Below are 17,388 nucleotides of genomic sequence, written 5' to 3'. Positions count from 1 at the left end.
CAGATGGGCAACTTCGATCCGGCGGCGGAATGCGTTCTTATAGCGGATATATGGGCGGAACCGCCGGAAGCAGCGGCGTTTTTGAGCAATGGCACCGGTTCGGTCCTCCAAACGGGATTGCTTTCCTGAAAGCCATTCTGCCTATTCGTTGACCAAAAAACGGAAAATCTGCGTCAAACACCCCTAGAGCATTGCATGCATCGCATAGGTGATCTGAAAACTTGGCTGTTTTAGTCTTTCGCGCCGCAACATATATTCTGGTCATCAAATAGAGGTCAGCGCCGATCGGCGGCTGCTGGCAGATGAAACCCTCAGAAAGGGGCTTAACATGAACTTCTCTCGCTCTTTCAATAACTGGCGCAAGTATCGTCAGACGATCACGGAACTTGGCCGCATGACCAACCGCGAATTGCACGATCTCGGCATCGACCGTTCGGACATTAATCGCGTTGCCCGTGAGGCTTCTTCCCGCTAATCCAGGCGATCCGCTGCTCCTCCCAAGCAGGATCGTTCTGATTGAAACGCCCGCTGTACCCACAGCGGGCGTTTTCGTTTGTCTGCATGCGGCTGCTGCGGCGGTTGCATTGTTTTGCCGCTTTCGTTAGCCCGCACAAAAAATATCCACCGCCTAATTGACGAGCATCACACTGCACAATTGCATGGCAGACGCCTTTTATTTGCACTGCACAATAGGACGGTTCTCGCCTATATAAACATCAACCGCAGAGAGATAGGCGATCCCGCCATCCAGCGGACATATGTTAGAGGAAAAAGACAATGAACCCGATCCGCATTGCAAGAAGCTGGCTCAGCTACCGCCGTACGCTCAATGAACTCGGCGGCCTTTCGAACCAGACCCTGTCCGATATCGGCGTCAGCCGCTACGACATCCGCAATATCGCATCCCGCTCGTTCCGCTAATAGCCGGCCGTTAATAACGGCCGCTAATAGCGAGCGTGATGCTCCCAAGACGGCGCCCCAGGGCGCCGTTTTTGATTCCGGGGTGTTGGATCGCACCTGCCGACATGATATCAGCCCGGAATGAACACGATCTCCTCCTATTCCCCCATCCATGTCGTCGGCGGCGGGCTTGCCGGTTCGGAAGCCGCCTGGCAGATCGCCAGCTCCGGCATCCCCGTCATCCTGCATGAAATGCGCGGGGTGCGCGGCACGGATGCGCATAAAACCGACGGCCTTGCCGAACTCGTCTGCTCCAATTCCTTCCGCTCCGACGATGCGACCAGCAATGCCGTCGGCGTCATCCATTCCGAGATGCGCATGGCGGGCTCACTGATCATGGCCACTGCCGATCGGCACCAGGTTCCGGCAGGTGGCGCGCTCGCCGTCGATCGCGATGGCTTCTCCGAGGCGGTGACGAGGGCGATCCATGACCACCCGCTGATCACGGTCGTGCGGGAAGAGGTCACCGGCCTGCCGCCAAGGGACTGGGATCTTGCCATCGTCGCCACCGGGCCGCTGACGGCGCCGTCACTCGCAAGCGCCATCCAGGCAGAAACCGGCAAGGATTCGCTCGCCTTCTTCGACGCCATCGCGCCGATCATGTACCGCGAGAGCATCGACATGGATATTTGCTGGTATCAGTCGCGCTACGACAAGGTCGGCCCCGGCGGCACCGGCAAGGATTACATCAATTGCCCGATGGACGAGGCGCAGTACAATGCCTTCGTCGACGCGCTGATATCAGGCGACACGGTCGGTTTCAAAGAATGGGAAGGCACGCCTTATTTCGACGGTTGCCTGCCGATCGAGGTGATGGCCGAACGCGGCCGCGAGACCCTGCGCCACGGGCCAATGAAGCCGATGGGGCTGACGAACGCGCATAACCCGACGGTCAAGGCCTATGCCGTCGTGCAGCTGCGGCAGGACAATGCGCTCGGCACGCTTTACAACATGGTCGGCTTCCAGACGAAGCTGAAATATGGCGCGCAAGCGGAAATTTTTCGGATGATCCCCGGCCTGGAAAATGCGGAATTTGCCCGTCTCGGCGGTCTTCACCGGAACACCTATATCAATTCCCCCACCCTGCTCGACCCGTCGCTGACGCTGAAATCGCGGCCCGGCCTGCGTTTCGCCGGCCAGATCACCGGCTGCGAAGGTTATGTGGAAAGCGCCAGCGTCGGGCTGATGGCCGGCCGTTTCGCCGCCGCCGAACGCAAAGGCGAGGCGATCTCGCTGCCGCCGGCGACGACGGCGCTGGGCTCGCTGCTCGGTCATATCACCGGTGGGCATATCGTCACCGACGAGGAGCCGGGTAAACGATCATTCCAGCCGATGAACATCAATTTCGGGCTGTTTCCGGAGCTCCAGCCGGGTTCGATCGTCAAGCCCGAGGGCGTCAAACGTTTCCGCGGCAAGGACAAGACGATCATGAAACGGCAGTTGATCGCACGCCGCGCGCTTGCAGACTGCGCCGCCTGGCTCGGCTAAAGCACTTCTACTGCTTGTTCGCCGCCGAGATATGGCTCGGCGGCAGGTCCTTATCCGGCTCGGCGATATAGTTGCCGAGCAGCCAGAGCGCCACTTCCGAGGATTCTTTAGCGGAAGCAAATTCGAAATCGCCGTTGTGATGGGGTGCATCGAGGAAGTCGATCACCAGGCCCCTGCCCGTTTGCGAGCTGACGACGCGCACGCGGCCTGGCTCGATCAGATGGCAGGCGAAGTGGCGTGACATATTGCGCATGAAGCCCGCTTTGTTGTCGTGCAGACGCACGAAGATGGCCTGGCCGTTTTCCGTTGCCTGCAACTGGCGGATCGCCTCGGTCGGAAAAGCGCGGCCGAACTCGATGATGGCGAGGCCTGTATCGTGCAGGCCGTCTTCCTTGTTTTGCGCAGCCATGCGCGTTGCCACAAAAGCAAAGAAGATAACGATGGTGAAAAGAACGCACCAGACGATAATGCCCACGCCGAGTCTCCGTTCAATGGGGTAGCGGTTCAAGCCTTCTAACGCGCGAGACTTGCGCGAATTTGACCCGATGTCAGATTTTGCGGCGCGCCGCGGCCAGCCCCATCTGCAACTGGCGGCGCCATTGCGGCGACTGCAGCGGCCGGTCAAATATCAAAGCGCCGCGTTTCTGCGCGTTGACGAGTACCGGTTCGGCAAGGGTCGCCGGCAGAAAGGCCGGAAAGACCGCCGGCGCAATCGGCCCCGCCGCCCGCGCCTTTACCAGATGCTCGCGACCGAGGCCGGCGAAGGCCTCGATGGCGGCTGCGATGCGTGGCCTGTCTTCGCCGGCAAGGAAGGAATCGCGGTCGAGCCCGGTGGCGAAAAGGATCTGCAGCGGAATATAGACCTGACCACGGCGGCGATGCAGCGGCATCAGCAGCAACAGGCCAGCGACAGCCTGGGCGACGCCGGCGTGGCCGGCAGCATTCGCCGATCGTGCGGCCTCCTCAGGCGACAGCACGAGGCTTGCAAGCTGAATGAGGGCTGATGCCGTCTCGCCGGCATAACCTTCGAGTGAAAGACGCGTTTCCATCGGATCATCATAGAGATCGAAGGTGCGGGCCTCGATCATGTCGATCAGCGTCTTGCGCGGAAGGCGATGGGTTTCGATCGCCGCCAGAAGTGCGGCGGCGACGGGATTGGCTGCCGTCGACCCGTGTGCGCTGCCTTCCAGCAGATCCCGCCAATATTGCAGCCGCACCTCGCCGGGCAAAGTCTCGTGCACGAGATCACGGATGCGGGCAAGCTCGGCATTGAAGGCATAGAGAGCTGCAAGCGCGCCGCGCTTTTCCTCCGGCGACAAAAGACAGGCAAGATAACGGTCGCGGTCGCTGTCACGGAGCATCGCCAGGCAGATCTCCTGGTTCGTCGCACTATTGGCTTCAGCCATCGTCAGACCGCGATCAATGCCGCAGCGACGGCGCGCTGCTCGGCGAGCATGATATTGAAGGTGCGTACCGCCGCGCCGGTGCTCATCGGATCGGAGGAGATGCCACGCGATTTCAGCGCCAGTTTCAATTCCTCGGGCAGACGGCGAAGCTCGGTTCCGGTGCCGACAAGCAGAACCTCGATCTCGTCAGCCTCATCGAGCACACGCCGAAAATTTTCAGGCGACAGCGGTTTCGACATATCCATGTCCCAACCGTGAATGCCGGAGGGAAGACAAAGGATCGAGCCGCGATGAGACATATCGGCAAAGCGGAACCCGCCATTGCCGTAGCTATCGATCGGCGCGCGCCCGGGGAAATGCGCGGCGCGGATTTCTATGCCTTTTGCCATGTTTTCAAACCACCGTGCCGGATTTTACACCAACATCCGTCTTGTTGCTCTCTTCCCCGTCGGGAGCCTCCGGGCGTAGCCGAAAGACGATCAACACGGGAGCGGCGATATAGATTGAAGAGAAGGTGCCGAGAGCGACGCCGAAGAGCATCATAAAGGTGAAGGAGCGGATGACATCGCCCCCGAAAAGATAGAGCGCGAGCAAGGCGAGCAGCGTCGTCGCGGCGGTCAGAATGGTGCGCGACAGCGTCTGATTGATCGAAGCATCGATCAGGATCGGCAGCGGCATCTTCCTGTATCGCTTCAGATTCTCGCGCATTCGGTCATAGACCACGACCGTGTCGTTCAGGGAGTAACCGACGATGGTCAGCACCGCGGCAATGCTCGTCAGGTTGAATTCTATGCCGGTAAGGACGAAGAGACCGAGCATGATGATGACATCGTGCAGCGTTGCGACTATGGCGCCGACCGCAAACTGCCATTCGAAGCGGATCCAGATGTAGATGAGGATCGCCGCAAGCGCTGCAAGCACGCCGAGCGTCGCCATCATCGTCAATTCGCCGGAGATGGCGGGGCCGACGACCTCGACGCGGCGAAAGTCATAATCCTCCTGGAGCTCGCCGCGCACCAGCGTCGCCGCGGATTGTTCGGCATTTTCGCCGCCGCCTTGGGACGCGATGCTGATCCGCGCATTCGACGGCCCGCCCGTGCGCTCCACACGCACCTCGCCTAGATTGAGATCGTTGAGGCGTGATTGAAGATCGGCGAGGTCGGCATTGCCCTGCTTCGCCGTCGCCTCGATGAGCGAGCCACCGGTGAAATCGATGCCGAGACGCAGGCCGGCGGTAGCAAAGGCGGCCATGGCAATCAGCGAGATGACCGCTGACGCCGTAAAGACATAACGGCGGATTCCCATGAAACGGATATTGGCGTGTTCGAAGAGATCGGTCAGAACGCTCTTCGGCAGATGCCGGGGATGGCGGCCTTTCAGCCAGCCGGCGACGATCGAGCGCGTCAGCGTGAAGGCCGTGAAGACTGTCGTCAGGATGCCGACCGCCAGCGTCACCGCGAAACCGCGGATGGATTCGCTGCCGAGGTAAAAAAGGATGATCGCGGCGATAAAGATCGTGACATTTGCGTCGACGATCGTTGCGAATGCGCGCGTGAAACCGCGGCCGACGGCCTCTGCGAAGGAATGGGTGGTTTTCTTCTCTTCACGGATGCGCTCGTAGATCAGAACGTTCGAGTCGACCGCCATGCCGACGATGAGCACGATGCCGGCAATCCCGGGCAAGGTGAGCGTCGCGCCGGCAAGGCTCAGCACCGCAACGATGAGAATCAGGTTGAAAAACAGCGAGACGACGGCGATGACGCCGAGAATGCGGTAGAGCGCGATCATCAGTGCTGCGACCAGCACGACGGCGACGAGGCCGGCAACAAGGCCACTGAAGATCGAATCAGCGCCAAATCTTGGGCTGACGCTGCGTTCCTCGACGCTCGTCAGCGTCGCCGGCAGGGCGCCGGCGCGCAGCATGATCGCAAGATCGCGGACGCCATCCTCGGAGAAGTTCGCCGAAATCGCGCCCTCGCCGCCAGTGATCGCCGCATCGATAACCGGTGACGACATCACCTGGTCGTCGAAGACGATGGCAAGGTGCTTGCCGATATTCTGCCCCGTCACCTCCGCCAGCCGCTGCGTGCCTTCGGCATCGAGGCGGTAAGTAATCGAGGTATCCTGCGTCTGTGGATCGACGACAGGCTCGATATCGACCATATTGCTGCCGGAGACGAAAGCCGTGCGGTCGACGAGATATGGGATCGGCGGATCATCAAGCGAATAGAGCACTTGCGATGTCGCGGGCCAACGGCCGTTCAGCGCCTCCTGCCCCGACATGCTTGCATCGATCAGATGAAAGGAAAGCTTGGCCGGCTGGTTGAGCAGGTTTTTCAGCCGTTCCGCATCGACCGATCCCAGCACCTGCACGACGATCCGGTCGGCGCCATCGGGGTGAACAAGGAAATTCGCATGGCCGAATCCAGCGATACGGCGGGCAACGATATCGAGCGATCGAGTCCGGGCGGAAGCGACGTCAGCTGTGATGCCGGCGTCGGAAATCTGCAGCGAGAGCTGTCCCTCCTCGCCCCGCCGCAGCGCCACCTCCGGCCCTAAACTGCCGGCAGTCGCCGTCAAAGGTGTCAGGAGATCAACCGCCTTCTGCGTCTCGGCCGGATCGGTGATGCGGACAGTAACGGTCTGGTCATTGCCGGTCAGCCCGGTATAGCGGATGCCGGCGCCACGCAGCGCATTGCGCACATTGGCGACCGCCTCTTCCAGGCGGTCCTTGACGACATCGGAACGCTCGACCTTCAGAACGATATGCGAGCCGCCCTGCAGATCGAGACCGAGCGTCACGCGGTCGTGACGCAACCAGCCCGGCAGAGCGGAACGCTGCTCCTCGCTCAGCAGATTGGGCGCAGCGATGACGATGGCCGCAAACGCGGCCAGCCAAATCAGAAGTGTTTTCCAGCGGGAAAAATGCAACATTCTCTCGACGATCTTCCGATCCGGCGGTCCTGCCGTTATCGCTCGTTACGCTGCGTCGGCCTTGACGGGTTCACCCTTGACCCGCACTTCAGAGATGCCGCTGCGGACGATGCGTACGCGAACGCCGTCGGCAATCTCGACTTCGACTTCCTTGTCGTCGACGACCTTGGTAACCTTGCCGACAAGACCGCCACCGGTGACGACCTGGTCGCCGCGACGGATCGCCTTCAGGGTCTCGTCACGCTTTTTTGCCTGCGCGCGCTGCGGCCTGATCAGCAGGAAGTACCAGACGACCATCAGCGGCACGAACAGGATGATCATTTCGAAACCGGAGCCACCGAAACCGGTTGCGGTGTCGGTCGCACTCTGGGCGAATGCCGGGGTGATGAACATGCTAAACTCCTCAGGCTTCACGGCGGAACACCGCCTCTTTTTTCAGGTTGCCGGACTATAGTTACGGCTTCGGTGAATGCAACAGAAACAGCCGGAAACAGTACCGATTCCGCTGCCTCATAACCTTTCCGGCGTCAAAACGCCATGCTACCCCGCAGCGAAAGATCAAAGCGGATTGCCGCAGCGAAAAACAGGAGGCCTGCGATGACCGAGGAAATCAACAATGCCCTGCTTGCCGAACTGAAACGGCTCGCCGATGCCCTCCAGCGTCTTGCCGGGCCGGCGCCTGCCCTCAACGACTGGGATGCTGCCGACTGTTTCGTCTGGGCGCCTCTGCGCCAGCATCTGCAGCCTGTGAAGAAGCCGAACCGGGTGGCGTTGAAGCTCATCCGCGGCGTCGATCATGTGCGCGACATTCTGCATGAGAATACGGTGCGTTTCGCCGAGGGTTATGCCGCCAACAATGTGCTGCTGTGGGGCGCACGCGGCATGGGAAAATCCTCGCTGGTCAAAGCCGTGCACGAGGATGTCAGCCGCGAAAGTGGTGTCTCGCTGAAACTGGTCGAAGTCCATCGCGAGGATATCTCCAGCCTTCCCAATCTGCTCGACCTCTTGAAGGACACGTCGTACCGCGTGATCGTCTTCTGCGACGATCTGTCCTTCGATCATGACGACACCGCCTACAAATCGCTGAAGGCAGCACTCGACGGCGGCGTCGAGGGGCGGCCGGACAATGTACTCTTCTATGCCACATCGAACCGGCGCCATCTCCTGCCGCGCCACATGATGGAAAACGAGCAGTCGACGGCGATCAATCCGTCGGAGACGGTGGAAGAGAAGGTTTCGCTGTCCGACCGCTTCGGCCTCTGGCTCGGCTTCCACAAATGCAGCCAGGAAGACTATCTCGGCATGATCGACGGCTATGCCGATCACTTCAAGCTCGGGCTCGAACGCGGCAAGATGCATGCCGAAGCGCTGGAATGGGCAACGACGCGCGGGGCGCGCTCCGGCCGTGTCGCCTGGCAGTATATTCAGGACTTGGCCGGACGCATGCGCGTTCACATCGACCGGGTCTAATTTAGAATGATATGCATTGAATGACAAAAGCCCGGCTGTTGCCGGGCTTTTCTCGTTTCCTGGTACGCTATACCTATTCCAGGAAAGTCATCGGGTTGACCGGGGATGCGTCCTTGCGCACCTCGAAATGGACCTGCGGCTGCTTGACGTCGCCGCTCATGCCGGAGACGGCGACGGTTTGGCCACGCTGGATCTTCTGGCCGCGAGCGACGCTCAAAGTATCGGCATTACCGTAGACGGTGACGGTGCCGTCGTCGTGACGGACGAGAACCGTGTTGCCGAGTTCCTTCAGGCCGTTGCCGGCATAAATGACGACGCCATTTTCGGCGGCCTTGATCGGCGTTCCCTGCGGAACCGAGATGTCGATGCCGTCATTGCGGTTGCCGTTGACGTTAGCGCCGTATGAAGCAATGACCTGACCGCGGACCGGCCAACGGTACTTGCCGATGCCGGTCGATTCCGGTGCGGCGGAGCTGACGTCAGATTTCTTTTCGACATCGTCGACCGTCTGGGTGGCGGCCGGCGCCTTGTAGGGCGCTGGCTGAACGGAGGCCGTCTGCTGGGCCGGCGCTGTCTGAGCCGGCTTCGGATCGACCTTCTCGGGCTGGATCGACGCCGTCTTGATATTGTCGGCAGTGCCGTTCGGGATCTTCAGGGCCTGGCCGATCCGGAGCGAGTTGGCCGAAAGTTTGTTGGCGGCCTTCAGATCGTCGATATTGCTACCGGTCGCCTTGGCGATCTTTGCCAGCGAATCGCCTTGCTTGACGACGTAGCTGCCGGCAGGCGCTTTCGGATCCTTGCCGGCGCCGGCCGGAAGCTTGCCGGTAGAATCGGCGCTCGCCATGGTCTTGTCGCGGGCGGAATTGGCGCCGGGAATGACGGCGACGTTCTGCTCAGGAGCCTTCACCGGTTCCGGCATCTTGCCGGGCCTGGAAAGATCGGCCGCCTGCGACGCCGCCTTGGCGGCATTGCCGCCATTGAAGGTCGGGATCAGGATCGCCTGGCCGGGCGCAGCGGCGGAAGCCGTCTTCAGGTTGTTGACCCGCAGGATTTCCTTTTCCGGAACACCGAAGCGCCTGGACAGCGTGGCAACACTTTCGCCCGGACGTAGCGTTACGGAAGGGGCATTGGTCCCGGACCAGCCTGAAACCTTCGGCGTCGTGCCCGTCGTCAGAGTATCGGGCGTCAGCTTCGGCGCAGCCGGGGCCACCAATCGGTTTTTTTCGGCCTGGGGCGCTGAAGGGAAAGGCTGGGCGAGCGCGACTTCCTTTTCCCGCTGGCGGGAAGGCGCAACAGCCGTCGGCGCAGCAAGCTCGGAACGCTGCACCGAGACCGGTGCGGAAGCCATGCGGGCGCTCGACGTGCGGACCGGATCATAACTGGGGCTCGACGGATAAGGCTGGCTCAGCGCACCATTGCCGCCGCCGTAGCCCGACTGGCTGGCAACGGCGGAGCCGCCGAGATCGGCGCGCGGCACCGGATCGCCCTGAGCACCACCCCTGCGCGGAATGGAACTGGTGGTGATCTGGTCCTGCCCTGAGGAGGAAAACAAGCCGCCAAACCGTGTCACATCAGAACTGCAGCCTGTTGCGGCACTCGCCAACAGACCCACAACCAGAAGATTACCGGCCGACTTCCCGAACTTCGGCGAAAGACTGAAACGCATTGACTCGACCCACTGAGAACGCAACCATTTGTGAGTCTATTAAAACGCGTTAGTATTACCACGCGGTTAAGATGCTGGAATCAGTGCGGTATTTTTGAGAAGTTGATAACCATAGCTTACGGGTGAAAAATCGTAGAGCTTACAGCAGCGAGGCAAGGCGCGGAACGATCGGCAGATACGGGGCTTCGAACAGTTCTTCGCGTTCGAACCGGCTGCCGGTTTTCGTCAACCGCACCATGCGGCATTCGGTTTCGGAGATCATCAACGGCGCGATCATCGAGCCGCCGGAAACAAGCTGGTCAGTATAAAAGCGCGGCATCGCATTGAAGGCCGCCGTCACCAGGATGCGGTCGAAGGTGCCCTCTCCCTGCATGCCGGCACTACCGTCGGCGTGGCGGATGATAACGTTGCGCAGGCCAAGCGATTCCATGCGCCGCTGTGCCGCCGATGTCAGCGTCTTGTAGCGGTCGATGGACAGAACACGCTCAGCCATTCTGCCGATGACGGCGGCGGTAAAGCCGCTGCCGGTGCCGATTTCGAGGACGCGCTGTCCTGGTTTGACTTTGAGGTGATGCAGGATGCGGACGACAAAATCGATGCCTTCAAGGAAGGAGCCGCATTCGATCGGTATCGTCCGGCTCGAATAGGCATCATCGGAAAATTGCGGCGGCACGAAGAGCGAGCGCTGCGTCTGCTCGACCGCCGTCAGCAGATCGAGGTCGGAGATGCCTTCGGCACGCAATCTAAGGACGAGCGCCGCAAAGCCCTCTTTCTCGGCCAGTCTTGCCGTCAAACCTGTGCTCCGTATCCCAAGGCCCGCGCCACGCGGTCCGTCACGGAATAATCGGTCAGATCCAGTTTCAAAGGCGTTACCGAAATCTTGTTATGCTTCAGGGCATGAATATCCGTGCCTTCGATGAAGGCGCCGGCGCGTTCGCCGAACTTCAGCCAGTAATAGGGAAAGCCCCGGCCATCGGAGCGGGCGTCGACCTGCAGGTTGAAGGCGAGCTTGCCCTGCATGGTCACCTCGGCGCCATCGACCTCGTCGGGACCGCAGTTCGGGAAGTTGAGATTGAGAAACGTGCCCTGCGGCAGGTCCAGAACCATCAGCTTTTCCAGAAGGGCCGGCGCATGTGTCTCGCAGACCTCCCAAGGAACGATGCGCGCGCCGTCCTCATAGAGGTAGGCCTGGCTCAGCGCGAAGGAACGCACACCCTGCATCGTGCCTTCGATGGCGCCGGCGATAGTGCCGGAATAGGTTACGTCGTCTGCGACGTTCGAGCCCGAATTGACGCCGGAGAGAACGAGATCGGGCTTGATGTCCATCACCTGCCGGATGCCCATGATGACGCAATCGGTCGGCGTGCCGCGCAAGGCGAAATGCTTGTCGGAAATCTTGCGTAGCCGCAAAGGTTCCGACAGGCTCAACGAATGGGCAAGGCCGCTCTGATCAGTCTCGGGCGCCACGATCCAGACGTCGTCGGACAGCGTGCGGGCGATCCGCTCCAGCGCGGCCAAGCCTTCCGCGTGAATTCCGTCGTCATTCGTCAGCAGGATGCGCATCGCCTTCAGGCCGCCCGTTCGATTTTGGTCAATCCGCCCATATAGGGAAGCAAAACGTCCGGAATCGTGACGGACCCATCTTCGTTCAAATAATTTTCGAGAACGGCGATCAGGCAGCGGCCGACAGCGGTGCCGGAGCCGTTCAGCGTGTGGACGAACCTGTTGCTCTTGTCGTCCTTGTCGCGGTAGCGCGCGTTCATCCGGCGGGCCTGAAAATCGCCACAGACAGAGCAGGAGGAGATTTCGCGGAAGGCGTTCTGTCCCGGCAGCCAAACTTCGAGATCGTAGGTCTTGCGCGAGCCGAAGCCCATGTCGCCGGTGCAAAGCGTCATCGTGCGGAAATGCAGACCTAGGCGCTTCAGAACTTCTTCGGCGCAGGCCGTCATGCGCTCATGCTCGGCGATGGCGTTTTCGGCGTCGGTGATCGAGACGAGTTCGCATTTCCAGAACTGGTGCTGACGCAGCATGCCGCGCGTATCGCGGCCGGCCGAGCCCGCTTCCGAACGGAAGGACGGCGTCAAGGCGGTGAAGCGGAGCGGCAGCTTTTCCTGATCGAGGATTTCCTCGCGCACCAGATTGGTCAGCGTCACTTCGGCTGTCGGAATGAGATAACGACCGTCCGTCGTCTTGAAGAGATCCTCTTCGAACTTCGGCAGGTTGCCGGTGCCGAACAGGGCTTCAGCGCGCACCATTAGCGGCGAGCTGACTTCGGTATAACCGTGCTCACGGGTGTGGAGATCGATCATGAACTGGCCGAGCGCACGCTCGAGCCTGGCGAGCGACCCGGTCAGAACCGTGAAGCGCGAGCCGGAGAGCTTGGCGGCGCGCTCGAAATCCATATAGCCGAGCCCCTCGCCGATTTCGAAGTGCTCCTTCGGCGTATGGTTCCAGCGCGGCTTTTCGCCGACGACGCGGGTGACGACATTGTCGTGCTCGTCCTTGCCGACCGGAACATCGTCGAAAGGTATGTTGGGGATGCGAGAGAGCGCGTCGGCGAGTTCGGCCGTCAGTAGCCGGTCCTCCTCCTCGATCGCCGGCAGCAGGGTCTTCAATTCGGCGACCTCGGCCTTCAGCTTCTCGGCAAGCTCGCCATTCTTCTGGGACAGCGCCGCGCCGATCTCCTTGGAGGCGAGATTGCGGCGAGACAGCAAGTCCTGCGCTTTCTGCACGGCAGAGCGGCGCTTTTCATCGAGGGCGACGAGGCTTTGGGCCAGAGGCTCCGCGCCGCGCTTGGCAAGAGCGGCATTGAGCGCTTCGGGATTCTCACGGATCCATTTGATATCGAGCATCGTCGTTCCAGATCGTTTGCAACAGAAGTGACCCGGCCAAAGCCTGAGCGGGCTTCGACCGGATGAGACGGCGTTCATGAAAGGATTTCCGGATTGCCGCTCAGACGCTGTCCGTCTTGGCAACGTCCGCGGATTCGGTGTCCTTTTCGACCGCCTGCCGGGCACGCTGGCGCTCTACGAGTCGCGCCGCATGGATGGAAATCTCGTAGAGAAGGATCGTCGGTATCGCAAGGCCGATCTGGGACATCGGATCCGGTGGCGTCAACACGGCGGCGACGATGAAGGCAAGCACGATGGCGAACTTGCGCTTTTCGGCGAGCCATTGCGACGTCAGAAGTCCGACGCGGGCGAGCAGCGTGGTGACGACGGGAAGCTGGAAGACGAGGCCAAAGGAGAAGACAAGCGTCATGATCAGGCTCAGATATTCCGAGACCTTCGGCATCAGCGAGATCGCCACCTCGTCATGACCCGGCGCCTGCTGCATAGACAGGAAGAACCACATGACCATCGGCGTGAAGAAGAAATAGACGAGCGCGCCGCCCATCAGGAACAGGACCGGCGAGGCGATCAGGAACGGCAGGAAGGCCTGACGTTCGTTCTTGTAGAGGCCGGGCGCTACGAACTTGTAGACCTGGGCGGCAATGATCGGGAAAGCGACCACCAGTCCGCCGAACATCGCCACTTTGACCTGCGTGAAGAAGAATTCCTGTGGCGCGGTGTAGATCAGCTGGGCCTTCTCGACGTCGAGATGCGCCCATATTACGGCTGTCTTGTAGGGAATGACTAAGTAGTTGAAGAGATGCTTGGCAAAAAAGAAGCAGGCGATGAAGGCGATAAAAAACGCGCCGATCGACCAGATCAGCCGCGTGCGCAACTCCATCAGGTGCTCGATCAACGGCTGCGGCTTATCTTCGGACTCACCGCTCATGCCTCGTCCTTTTTCTTCATCTGTACCGGCGTCTTCGGCGTTGCAGGCTTCCTGACTGCCGTCGTGCGCTTCGGCTTTTCCACAGGCGCGGCAATGGCAAAGGCGGCCTTATCTGCGGCCTTGGCGCGTGGCTTGCGTACGGCCTTCGGCTTGGCGGCAACCGTTTCGGCCTGGACGATCGCTGCTGCGACGGGTTCAGGCTGCGCAGGCGCCGGCACCAACGGCGGCGTTTCCGGCAGGCTCATCGACGGCGTCGGGGCTGAGACCGCAGCAGGCGGCACCTCGGTCTTGTTTTCCGGGGCCACGGTCGCCTTCTGCAGGTCGGCCTTGATCTCGTTGCCCATCTGGCGAAGCGGATTCATCGCCTCGCGCAGGCTATTCACCGGGTTGAGCTTCTGAGCGTCGCTGAGCGTCTGGCGGACATCGTCAAGCTCTGCCTCGCGCAACGCTTCATCGAATTGCGCGCGGAAGTCACCCGCCACCTTGCGGGCGCGCTGCGTCATCTTGCCGAAAGCGCGCAGCATCGGCGGCAAATCCTTGGGACCGACGACCACGATCAGGACCACCGCGATGACCAAAAGCTCGGTCCAGCCAATATCGAACATGCAAGGCTCCTGGACGGGAAGCGCGGGGGCAGCGCCTTTTCCCGGACTTGGTTATTTCGTTTCGTCGGCCTTGTGATCGACGGTCTTTGCCGTTTCCGGCGCGTCCTCGTCCGTCATGCCCTTCTTGAAGCTCTTGATGCCCTTGGCAACGTCGCCCATCAGTTCCGGGATCTTGCCGCGACCGAACAACAACAGCACTATGACCAGAACGATCAACCAGTGCCACATGCTAAAAGAACCCATTACCCTAACTCCCTGTTTCGTTGTTCCCACGATGTAAGGATTTCAAACACCGTTTCCAACATCACGCCTTTTGAACTGCGCTTAATGTCACGGTATCGCCCTTTGTGACAAGCCATTGACCCGTCGAAAAGTGGCGGCCCCCATTGTTTTCGCCATGCATGGCAAAAGCAAGACGCAAGCCCCTCAATCTTCGGAGGCGCCGCGCGGCGCCAGCAACCCCAGTTCCTCGAGGTCCATCTGGGTTATCGGGTCCTCGTCCTCGGTCAGTTCGTCGTTCATCAACGGCGAGGGAATATTGAAATTCGCCGGAATCCGGCCTGACAGCAAGCCCGCTCCCTTCAATTCTTCGAGACCGGGCAGGTCACGCAGTTCCTCGAGACCGAAATGGTCGAGGAAATCGCGTGTCGTGCCCAGTGTCACTGGCCGGCCCGGCGTGCGCCGGCGGCCGCGAAACCGCACCCAGCCGGCTTCCATCAGCACGTCGAGCGTGCCGCGCGAGGTCTGAACGCCGCGGATATCCTCGATTTCGGCCCGGGTCACCGGCTGGTGATAGGCAATGATCGCCAGCACTTCCAGTGCGGCGCGCGACAGCTTCTTCACCTCGTTTTCATCGCGGCGGATGACAAAGGACAGATCGGCCGCGGTGCGGAAGGCCCAGGCGCCCTCGATCTGCACGAGGTTGACGCCGCGCGGCGCATATTGCGCTTTCAGACGCAGCATGATTGCGCGCACGTCAGCATTCTCAGCCAGACGCTCAGCCAGGAAGCTCTCGGAAACCGGCTGCGAGGAAGCGAAGACCAGCGCCTCGGCGATGCGCTCTGCCTCGATCTCCGCCTGCAAGTCGCGGCCCCTGCCTTCGAAATCGTCCTCGAAATCCTCATCACTCTTCGGATCGATCAAGCCGGCTGCTCCTGCTCCACCACCTGCAGCGTGGCGTGTTTGGGACCGCGGCGCATGTATAACGGCTGAAAGGCGCCGTCCTGGCGGATTTCCAACTTGCCCTCGCGCACCAGCTCTAGCGAGGCGGCAAAAGCGCTAGCGATCGCCGTGACGCGTTCCTCGGGCGCTGCGAGATAGCGCAGCAGATAATGCTCCATCGCTGTCCAGTCGCCGACCTCGCCGATCATCTGGGTCAGCAATTCGCGGGCATCTGTCAGCGACCAGACGCTGCGTCTCTCGATCGTCACATGGGTGACCGCATTGCGCTGGCGCAGCGCCGCATAGGCGGTCAACAGATCGTAGAGGCTGGCCGCATAAGCGGATTGCTGCCGGTCGGGAATATGCTCGGGCGCGCCGCGCATGAAGATGTCGCGGCCGAGACGGTTGCGGTTGACGAGGCCTTCCGCAGCCTGGCGCATGGCTTCGAGGCGTTTCAGCCGGAAGGCGAGCGTTGCCGCCAGTTCCTCGCCGGAAGGACCGTCATCCTTGGCCTGCTGGGGAATGAGCAGCCTCGACTTCAGAAAGGCGAGCCAGGCTGCCATGACGAGATAGTCGGCGGCAAGCTCGATGCGGATGCGCCGGGCGCTTTCGACGAACTGCAGATATTGCTCGGCAAGCGCCAGCACCGAAATGCGCGACAGATCAACCTTCTGGTTGCGGGCAAGATAGAGCAACAGGTCGAGCGGGCCTTCAAAGCCGGCGACATCGATCACCAACGCCGGCTCGTGGCTGGCGCGCTCGGCACCATTTTCCTGCCACAGCTTGTCCATCGGCGTTGCCGCCTGCTGACGCCCCGTGCCCTTGACCGTGTTCACCACCCTGCTCCTCTACAATCAGACCGTCGCAAACATCGCCTCGAATTCTGCCCTCAATTCCGCTTCGTCGGCGGCATCTGCTGCCGTGAAGCCCGCCTCCACCGCTTTTGCGCGGACAAGCGATTGACCGGCGATCTGCGGAACATTTGCCACGACCTCGCGCATCTCGTCCATATGGCCGTTGCAATGCAGCACGATATCGCATCCGCCTGCAATGATATTCGCCGCGCGTTGACCGATCGTGCCGGAAAGAGCATTCATCGAGCTGTCGTCGGAGAGCAGCAGACCGGTAAAGCCGATATGCTCGCGGATGATACCGTCGGTCACTTTGCGCGACGTTGTCGCCGGATTATCGGGATCGATGGCGGTGAAGACGACGTGGCAGGTCATCGCCATCAACTCGTCTTTCATCGCGACGAAGGGTGGGAAGTCATGGGCTTCCAACTCATCGCGCGAGACGGTGACGACAGGAAGTTCCAGATGTGAGTCCGCAAAGCCGCGGCCGTGGCCGGGAACATGCTTCATCACCGGCAACAGGCCGCCGGCCTTCAGCCCCTCGGCAGCCGCCCGGCCCATCGCGATGACGGTCTCGAGATCGCCGCCATAGGCGCGGTCGCCGATGACATTGCTGCTGCCCTCGACCGGCACATCGAGCACCGGCAGACAATCGACATCGATGCCGAGGCTCGAAAGGTCGAAGGCGTGCAGCCGCGACATCGCCCACGCGGCGCGCAGGCCGAGCCCTGGGTCGCGGCGATAGAGATCGCCGAGTTCCCGGCCTGAGGGATAACGCTTGAGAATGGGTGGCCGGATGCGCTGGACACGGCCGCCCTCCTGGTCGATCAGCACCGGTGCATGCCAGCCGACGCTGTCGCGCAGTTCGGCGACAAGATCGGTAATCTGACCTGCCTCCGAGATGTTGCGCCCGAAGAGGATGAAGCCCCAGGGCCGTTCGCCCCGATAGAAGGCTTTCTCTTCGGATGTGAGGGAAAGGCCACTGCAGCCAAGGATCATCGCTTTTGATTCGGTCATTTGAGAATCATAGACGGCGCCCGGCCAAATGCGAGCAAGGTCGAAAGCGA

Annotated in this window: 19 protein-coding genes; 4 read left to right on the top strand and 15 right to left on the bottom strand. The window is 61.1% G+C overall.

All coding sequences use genetic code 11. The features are described 5' to 3' along the window. The first annotated feature begins 328 nt into the window (after positions 1 to 328). From J3O30_RS09905 to trmFO, 3 genes are all read left to right on the top strand, one after another. On the top strand, positions 329 to 475 hold the full coding sequence (locus J3O30_RS09905) for a DUF1127 domain-containing protein (protein ID WP_007628510.1): 147 nt from the start codon (positions 329 to 331) through the stop codon (positions 473 to 475). Between the two features lie 302 nt (positions 476 to 777). Beyond that, on the top strand, positions 778 to 921 hold the full coding sequence (locus tag J3O30_RS33720) for a DUF1127 domain-containing protein (protein ID WP_003539017.1): 144 nt from the start codon (positions 778 to 780) through the stop codon (positions 919 to 921). Between the two features lie 120 nt (positions 922 to 1,041). Continuing rightward, a complete protein-coding gene (trmFO, locus tag J3O30_RS09895; RefSeq protein WP_207583978.1) occupies positions 1,042 to 2,448 on the top strand; it encodes a methylenetetrahydrofolate--tRNA-(uracil(54)-C(5))-methyltransferase (FADH(2)-oxidizing) TrmFO in 1,407 nt (468 codons plus the stop codon). Positions 2,449 to 2,455: 7 nt separating this feature from the next. Here trmFO and J3O30_RS09890 read toward each other — a convergent pair whose 3' ends face one another. The 5 genes from J3O30_RS09890 to yajC form a co-directional block, all read right to left on the bottom strand. Further along, positions 2,456 to 2,923, bottom strand: a complete 468-nt coding sequence (locus tag J3O30_RS09890; protein ID WP_207583977.1) for a hypothetical protein — start codon at positions 2,921 to 2,923, stop codon at positions 2,456 to 2,458. A gap of 73 nt (positions 2,924 to 2,996) precedes the next feature. After that, entirely contained in the window at positions 2,997 to 3,854 is an 858-nt protein-coding gene (locus tag J3O30_RS09885) for a phytoene/squalene synthase family protein (protein ID WP_207583976.1), read from the bottom strand. Between the two features lie 2 nt (positions 3,855 to 3,856). Then, positions 3,857 to 4,243 carry an Mth938-like domain-containing protein gene (locus J3O30_RS09880; protein WP_207583975.1) on the bottom strand — a complete coding sequence of 129 codons (387 nt, stop codon included), beginning with the start codon at positions 4,241 to 4,243 and terminating at the stop codon, positions 3,857 to 3,859. Positions 4,244 to 4,247: 4 nt separating this feature from the next. After that, positions 4,248 to 6,788, bottom strand: coding sequence for a protein translocase subunit SecDF (gene secDF / locus J3O30_RS09875; protein ID WP_207583974.1), 2,541 nt, complete (start codon positions 6,786 to 6,788; stop codon positions 4,248 to 4,250). A 45-nt stretch (positions 6,789 to 6,833) separates the two neighbouring features. After that, positions 6,834 to 7,181 (bottom strand): preprotein translocase subunit YajC, encoded by a 348-nt coding sequence (gene yajC, locus J3O30_RS09870; RefSeq protein ID WP_007628493.1) that lies wholly within the window; start codon positions 7,179 to 7,181, stop codon positions 6,834 to 6,836. A gap of 204 nt (positions 7,182 to 7,385) precedes the next feature. Here yajC and J3O30_RS09865 point away from each other — a divergent pair, with 204 nt between their 5' ends. Further along, positions 7,386 to 8,258, top strand: a complete 873-nt coding sequence (locus J3O30_RS09865; RefSeq protein WP_207583973.1) for an ATP-binding protein — start codon at positions 7,386 to 7,388, stop codon at positions 8,256 to 8,258. A gap of 73 nt (positions 8,259 to 8,331) precedes the next feature. Here J3O30_RS09865 and J3O30_RS09860 read toward each other — a convergent pair whose 3' ends face one another. The 10 genes from J3O30_RS09860 to nagZ form a co-directional block, all read right to left on the bottom strand. After that, on the bottom strand, positions 8,332 to 9,924 hold the full coding sequence (locus J3O30_RS09860; protein WP_207583972.1) for a peptidoglycan DD-metalloendopeptidase family protein: 1,593 nt from the start codon (positions 9,922 to 9,924) through the stop codon (positions 8,332 to 8,334). Between the two features lie 139 nt (positions 9,925 to 10,063). Beyond that, on the bottom strand, positions 10,064 to 10,717 hold the full coding sequence (locus tag J3O30_RS09855) for a protein-L-isoaspartate(D-aspartate) O-methyltransferase (protein WP_007628476.1): 654 nt from the start codon (positions 10,715 to 10,717) through the stop codon (positions 10,064 to 10,066). After that, on the bottom strand, positions 10,714 to 11,487 hold the full coding sequence (surE, locus tag J3O30_RS09850) for a 5'/3'-nucleotidase SurE (protein ID WP_207583971.1): 774 nt from the start codon (positions 11,485 to 11,487) through the stop codon (positions 10,714 to 10,716). Before surE ends, J3O30_RS09855 begins: the two co-directional genes overlap by 4 nt. A 5-nt stretch (positions 11,488 to 11,492) precedes the next feature. After that, entirely contained in the window at positions 11,493 to 12,776 is a 1,284-nt protein-coding gene (gene serS / locus J3O30_RS09845) for a serine--tRNA ligase (protein WP_207583970.1), read from the bottom strand. Positions 12,777 to 12,876: 100 nt separating this feature from the next. Next, complete coding sequence (gene tatC / locus J3O30_RS09840; RefSeq protein WP_207583969.1) at positions 12,877 to 13,704, bottom strand: twin-arginine translocase subunit TatC; 828 nt, start codon at positions 13,702 to 13,704, stop codon at positions 12,877 to 12,879. Continuing rightward, positions 13,701 to 14,309 (bottom strand): Sec-independent protein translocase protein TatB, encoded by a 609-nt coding sequence (tatB, locus tag J3O30_RS09835; protein ID WP_207583968.1) that lies wholly within the window; start codon positions 14,307 to 14,309, stop codon positions 13,701 to 13,703. Before tatB ends, tatC begins: the two co-directional genes overlap by 4 nt. Before the next feature lie 51 nt (positions 14,310 to 14,360). Further along, entirely contained in the window at positions 14,361 to 14,552 is a 192-nt protein-coding gene (locus J3O30_RS09830; protein WP_064709192.1) for a twin-arginine translocase TatA/TatE family subunit, read from the bottom strand. 183 nt (positions 14,553 to 14,735) lie between these two features. Then, positions 14,736 to 15,452 carry an SMC-Scp complex subunit ScpB gene (scpB, locus tag J3O30_RS09825; protein ID WP_207583967.1) on the bottom strand — a complete coding sequence of 239 codons (717 nt, stop codon included), beginning with the start codon at positions 15,450 to 15,452 and terminating at the stop codon, positions 14,736 to 14,738. After that, positions 15,449 to 16,306 (bottom strand): ScpA family protein, encoded by an 858-nt coding sequence (locus J3O30_RS09820; protein WP_207583966.1) that lies wholly within the window; start codon positions 16,304 to 16,306, stop codon positions 15,449 to 15,451. The genes scpB and J3O30_RS09820 overlap by 4 nt, the downstream gene beginning before the upstream one ends. An 18-nt stretch (positions 16,307 to 16,324) precedes the next feature. Continuing rightward, positions 16,325 to 17,338 (bottom strand): beta-N-acetylhexosaminidase, encoded by a 1,014-nt coding sequence (gene nagZ / locus J3O30_RS09815; RefSeq protein ID WP_207583965.1) that lies wholly within the window; start codon positions 17,336 to 17,338, stop codon positions 16,325 to 16,327. Positions 17,339 to 17,388: the final 50 nt, after the last annotated feature.

The sequence above is a fragment of the Rhizobium sp. NZLR1 genome, from assembly GCF_017357385.1.
In the GTDB taxonomy this organism is placed as follows: Bacteria; Pseudomonadota; Alphaproteobacteria; order Rhizobiales; family Rhizobiaceae; genus Rhizobium.
Note: the sequence above shows the minus strand (reverse complement) of the source record. Positions and strands in the feature narration are given on the sequence as shown.

Bases quoted from the DNA above. Each gene is read 5' to 3' on its own strand.
- J3O30_RS09865 (WP_207583973.1), top strand. From the start codon at position 7,386: ATGACCGAGGAAATCAACAATGCCCTGCTTGCCGAACTGAAACGGCTC.
- J3O30_RS09830 (WP_064709192.1), bottom strand. From the start codon at position 14,552: ATGGGTTCTTTTAGCATGTGGCACTGGTTGATCGTTCTGGTCATAGTG.
- surE (WP_207583971.1), bottom strand. From the start codon at position 11,487: ATGCGCATCCTGCTGACGAATGACGACGGAATTCACGCGGAAGGCTTG.
- J3O30_RS09885 (WP_207583976.1), bottom strand. From the start codon at position 3,854: ATGGCTGAAGCCAATAGTGCGACGAACCAGGAGATCTGCCTGGCGATG.
- nagZ (WP_207583965.1), bottom strand. From the start codon at position 17,338: ATGACCGAATCAAAAGCGATGATCCTTGGCTGCAGTGGCCTTTCCCTC.
- J3O30_RS09880 (WP_207583975.1), bottom strand. From the start codon at position 4,243: ATGGCAAAAGGCATAGAAATCCGCGCCGCGCATTTCCCCGGGCGCGCG.
- serS (WP_207583970.1), bottom strand. From the start codon at position 12,776: ATGCTCGATATCAAATGGATCCGTGAGAATCCCGAAGCGCTCAATGCC.
- yajC (WP_007628493.1), bottom strand. From the start codon at position 7,181: ATGTTCATCACCCCGGCATTCGCCCAGAGTGCGACCGACACCGCAACC.
- J3O30_RS33720 (WP_003539017.1), top strand. From the start codon at position 778: ATGAACCCGATCCGCATTGCAAGAAGCTGGCTCAGCTACCGCCGTACG.
- secDF (WP_207583974.1), bottom strand. From the start codon at position 6,788: ATGTTGCATTTTTCCCGCTGGAAAACACTTCTGATTTGGCTGGCCGCG.
- J3O30_RS09860 (WP_207583972.1), bottom strand. From the start codon at position 9,924: ATGCGTTTCAGTCTTTCGCCGAAGTTCGGGAAGTCGGCCGGTAATCTT.
- trmFO (WP_207583978.1), top strand. From the start codon at position 1,042: ATGAACACGATCTCCTCCTATTCCCCCATCCATGTCGTCGGCGGCGGG.
- tatC (WP_207583969.1), bottom strand. From the start codon at position 13,704: ATGAGCGGTGAGTCCGAAGATAAGCCGCAGCCGTTGATCGAGCACCTG.
- tatB (WP_207583968.1), bottom strand. From the start codon at position 14,309: ATGTTCGATATTGGCTGGACCGAGCTTTTGGTCATCGCGGTGGTCCTG.
- J3O30_RS09905 (WP_007628510.1), top strand. From the start codon at position 329: ATGAACTTCTCTCGCTCTTTCAATAACTGGCGCAAGTATCGTCAGACG.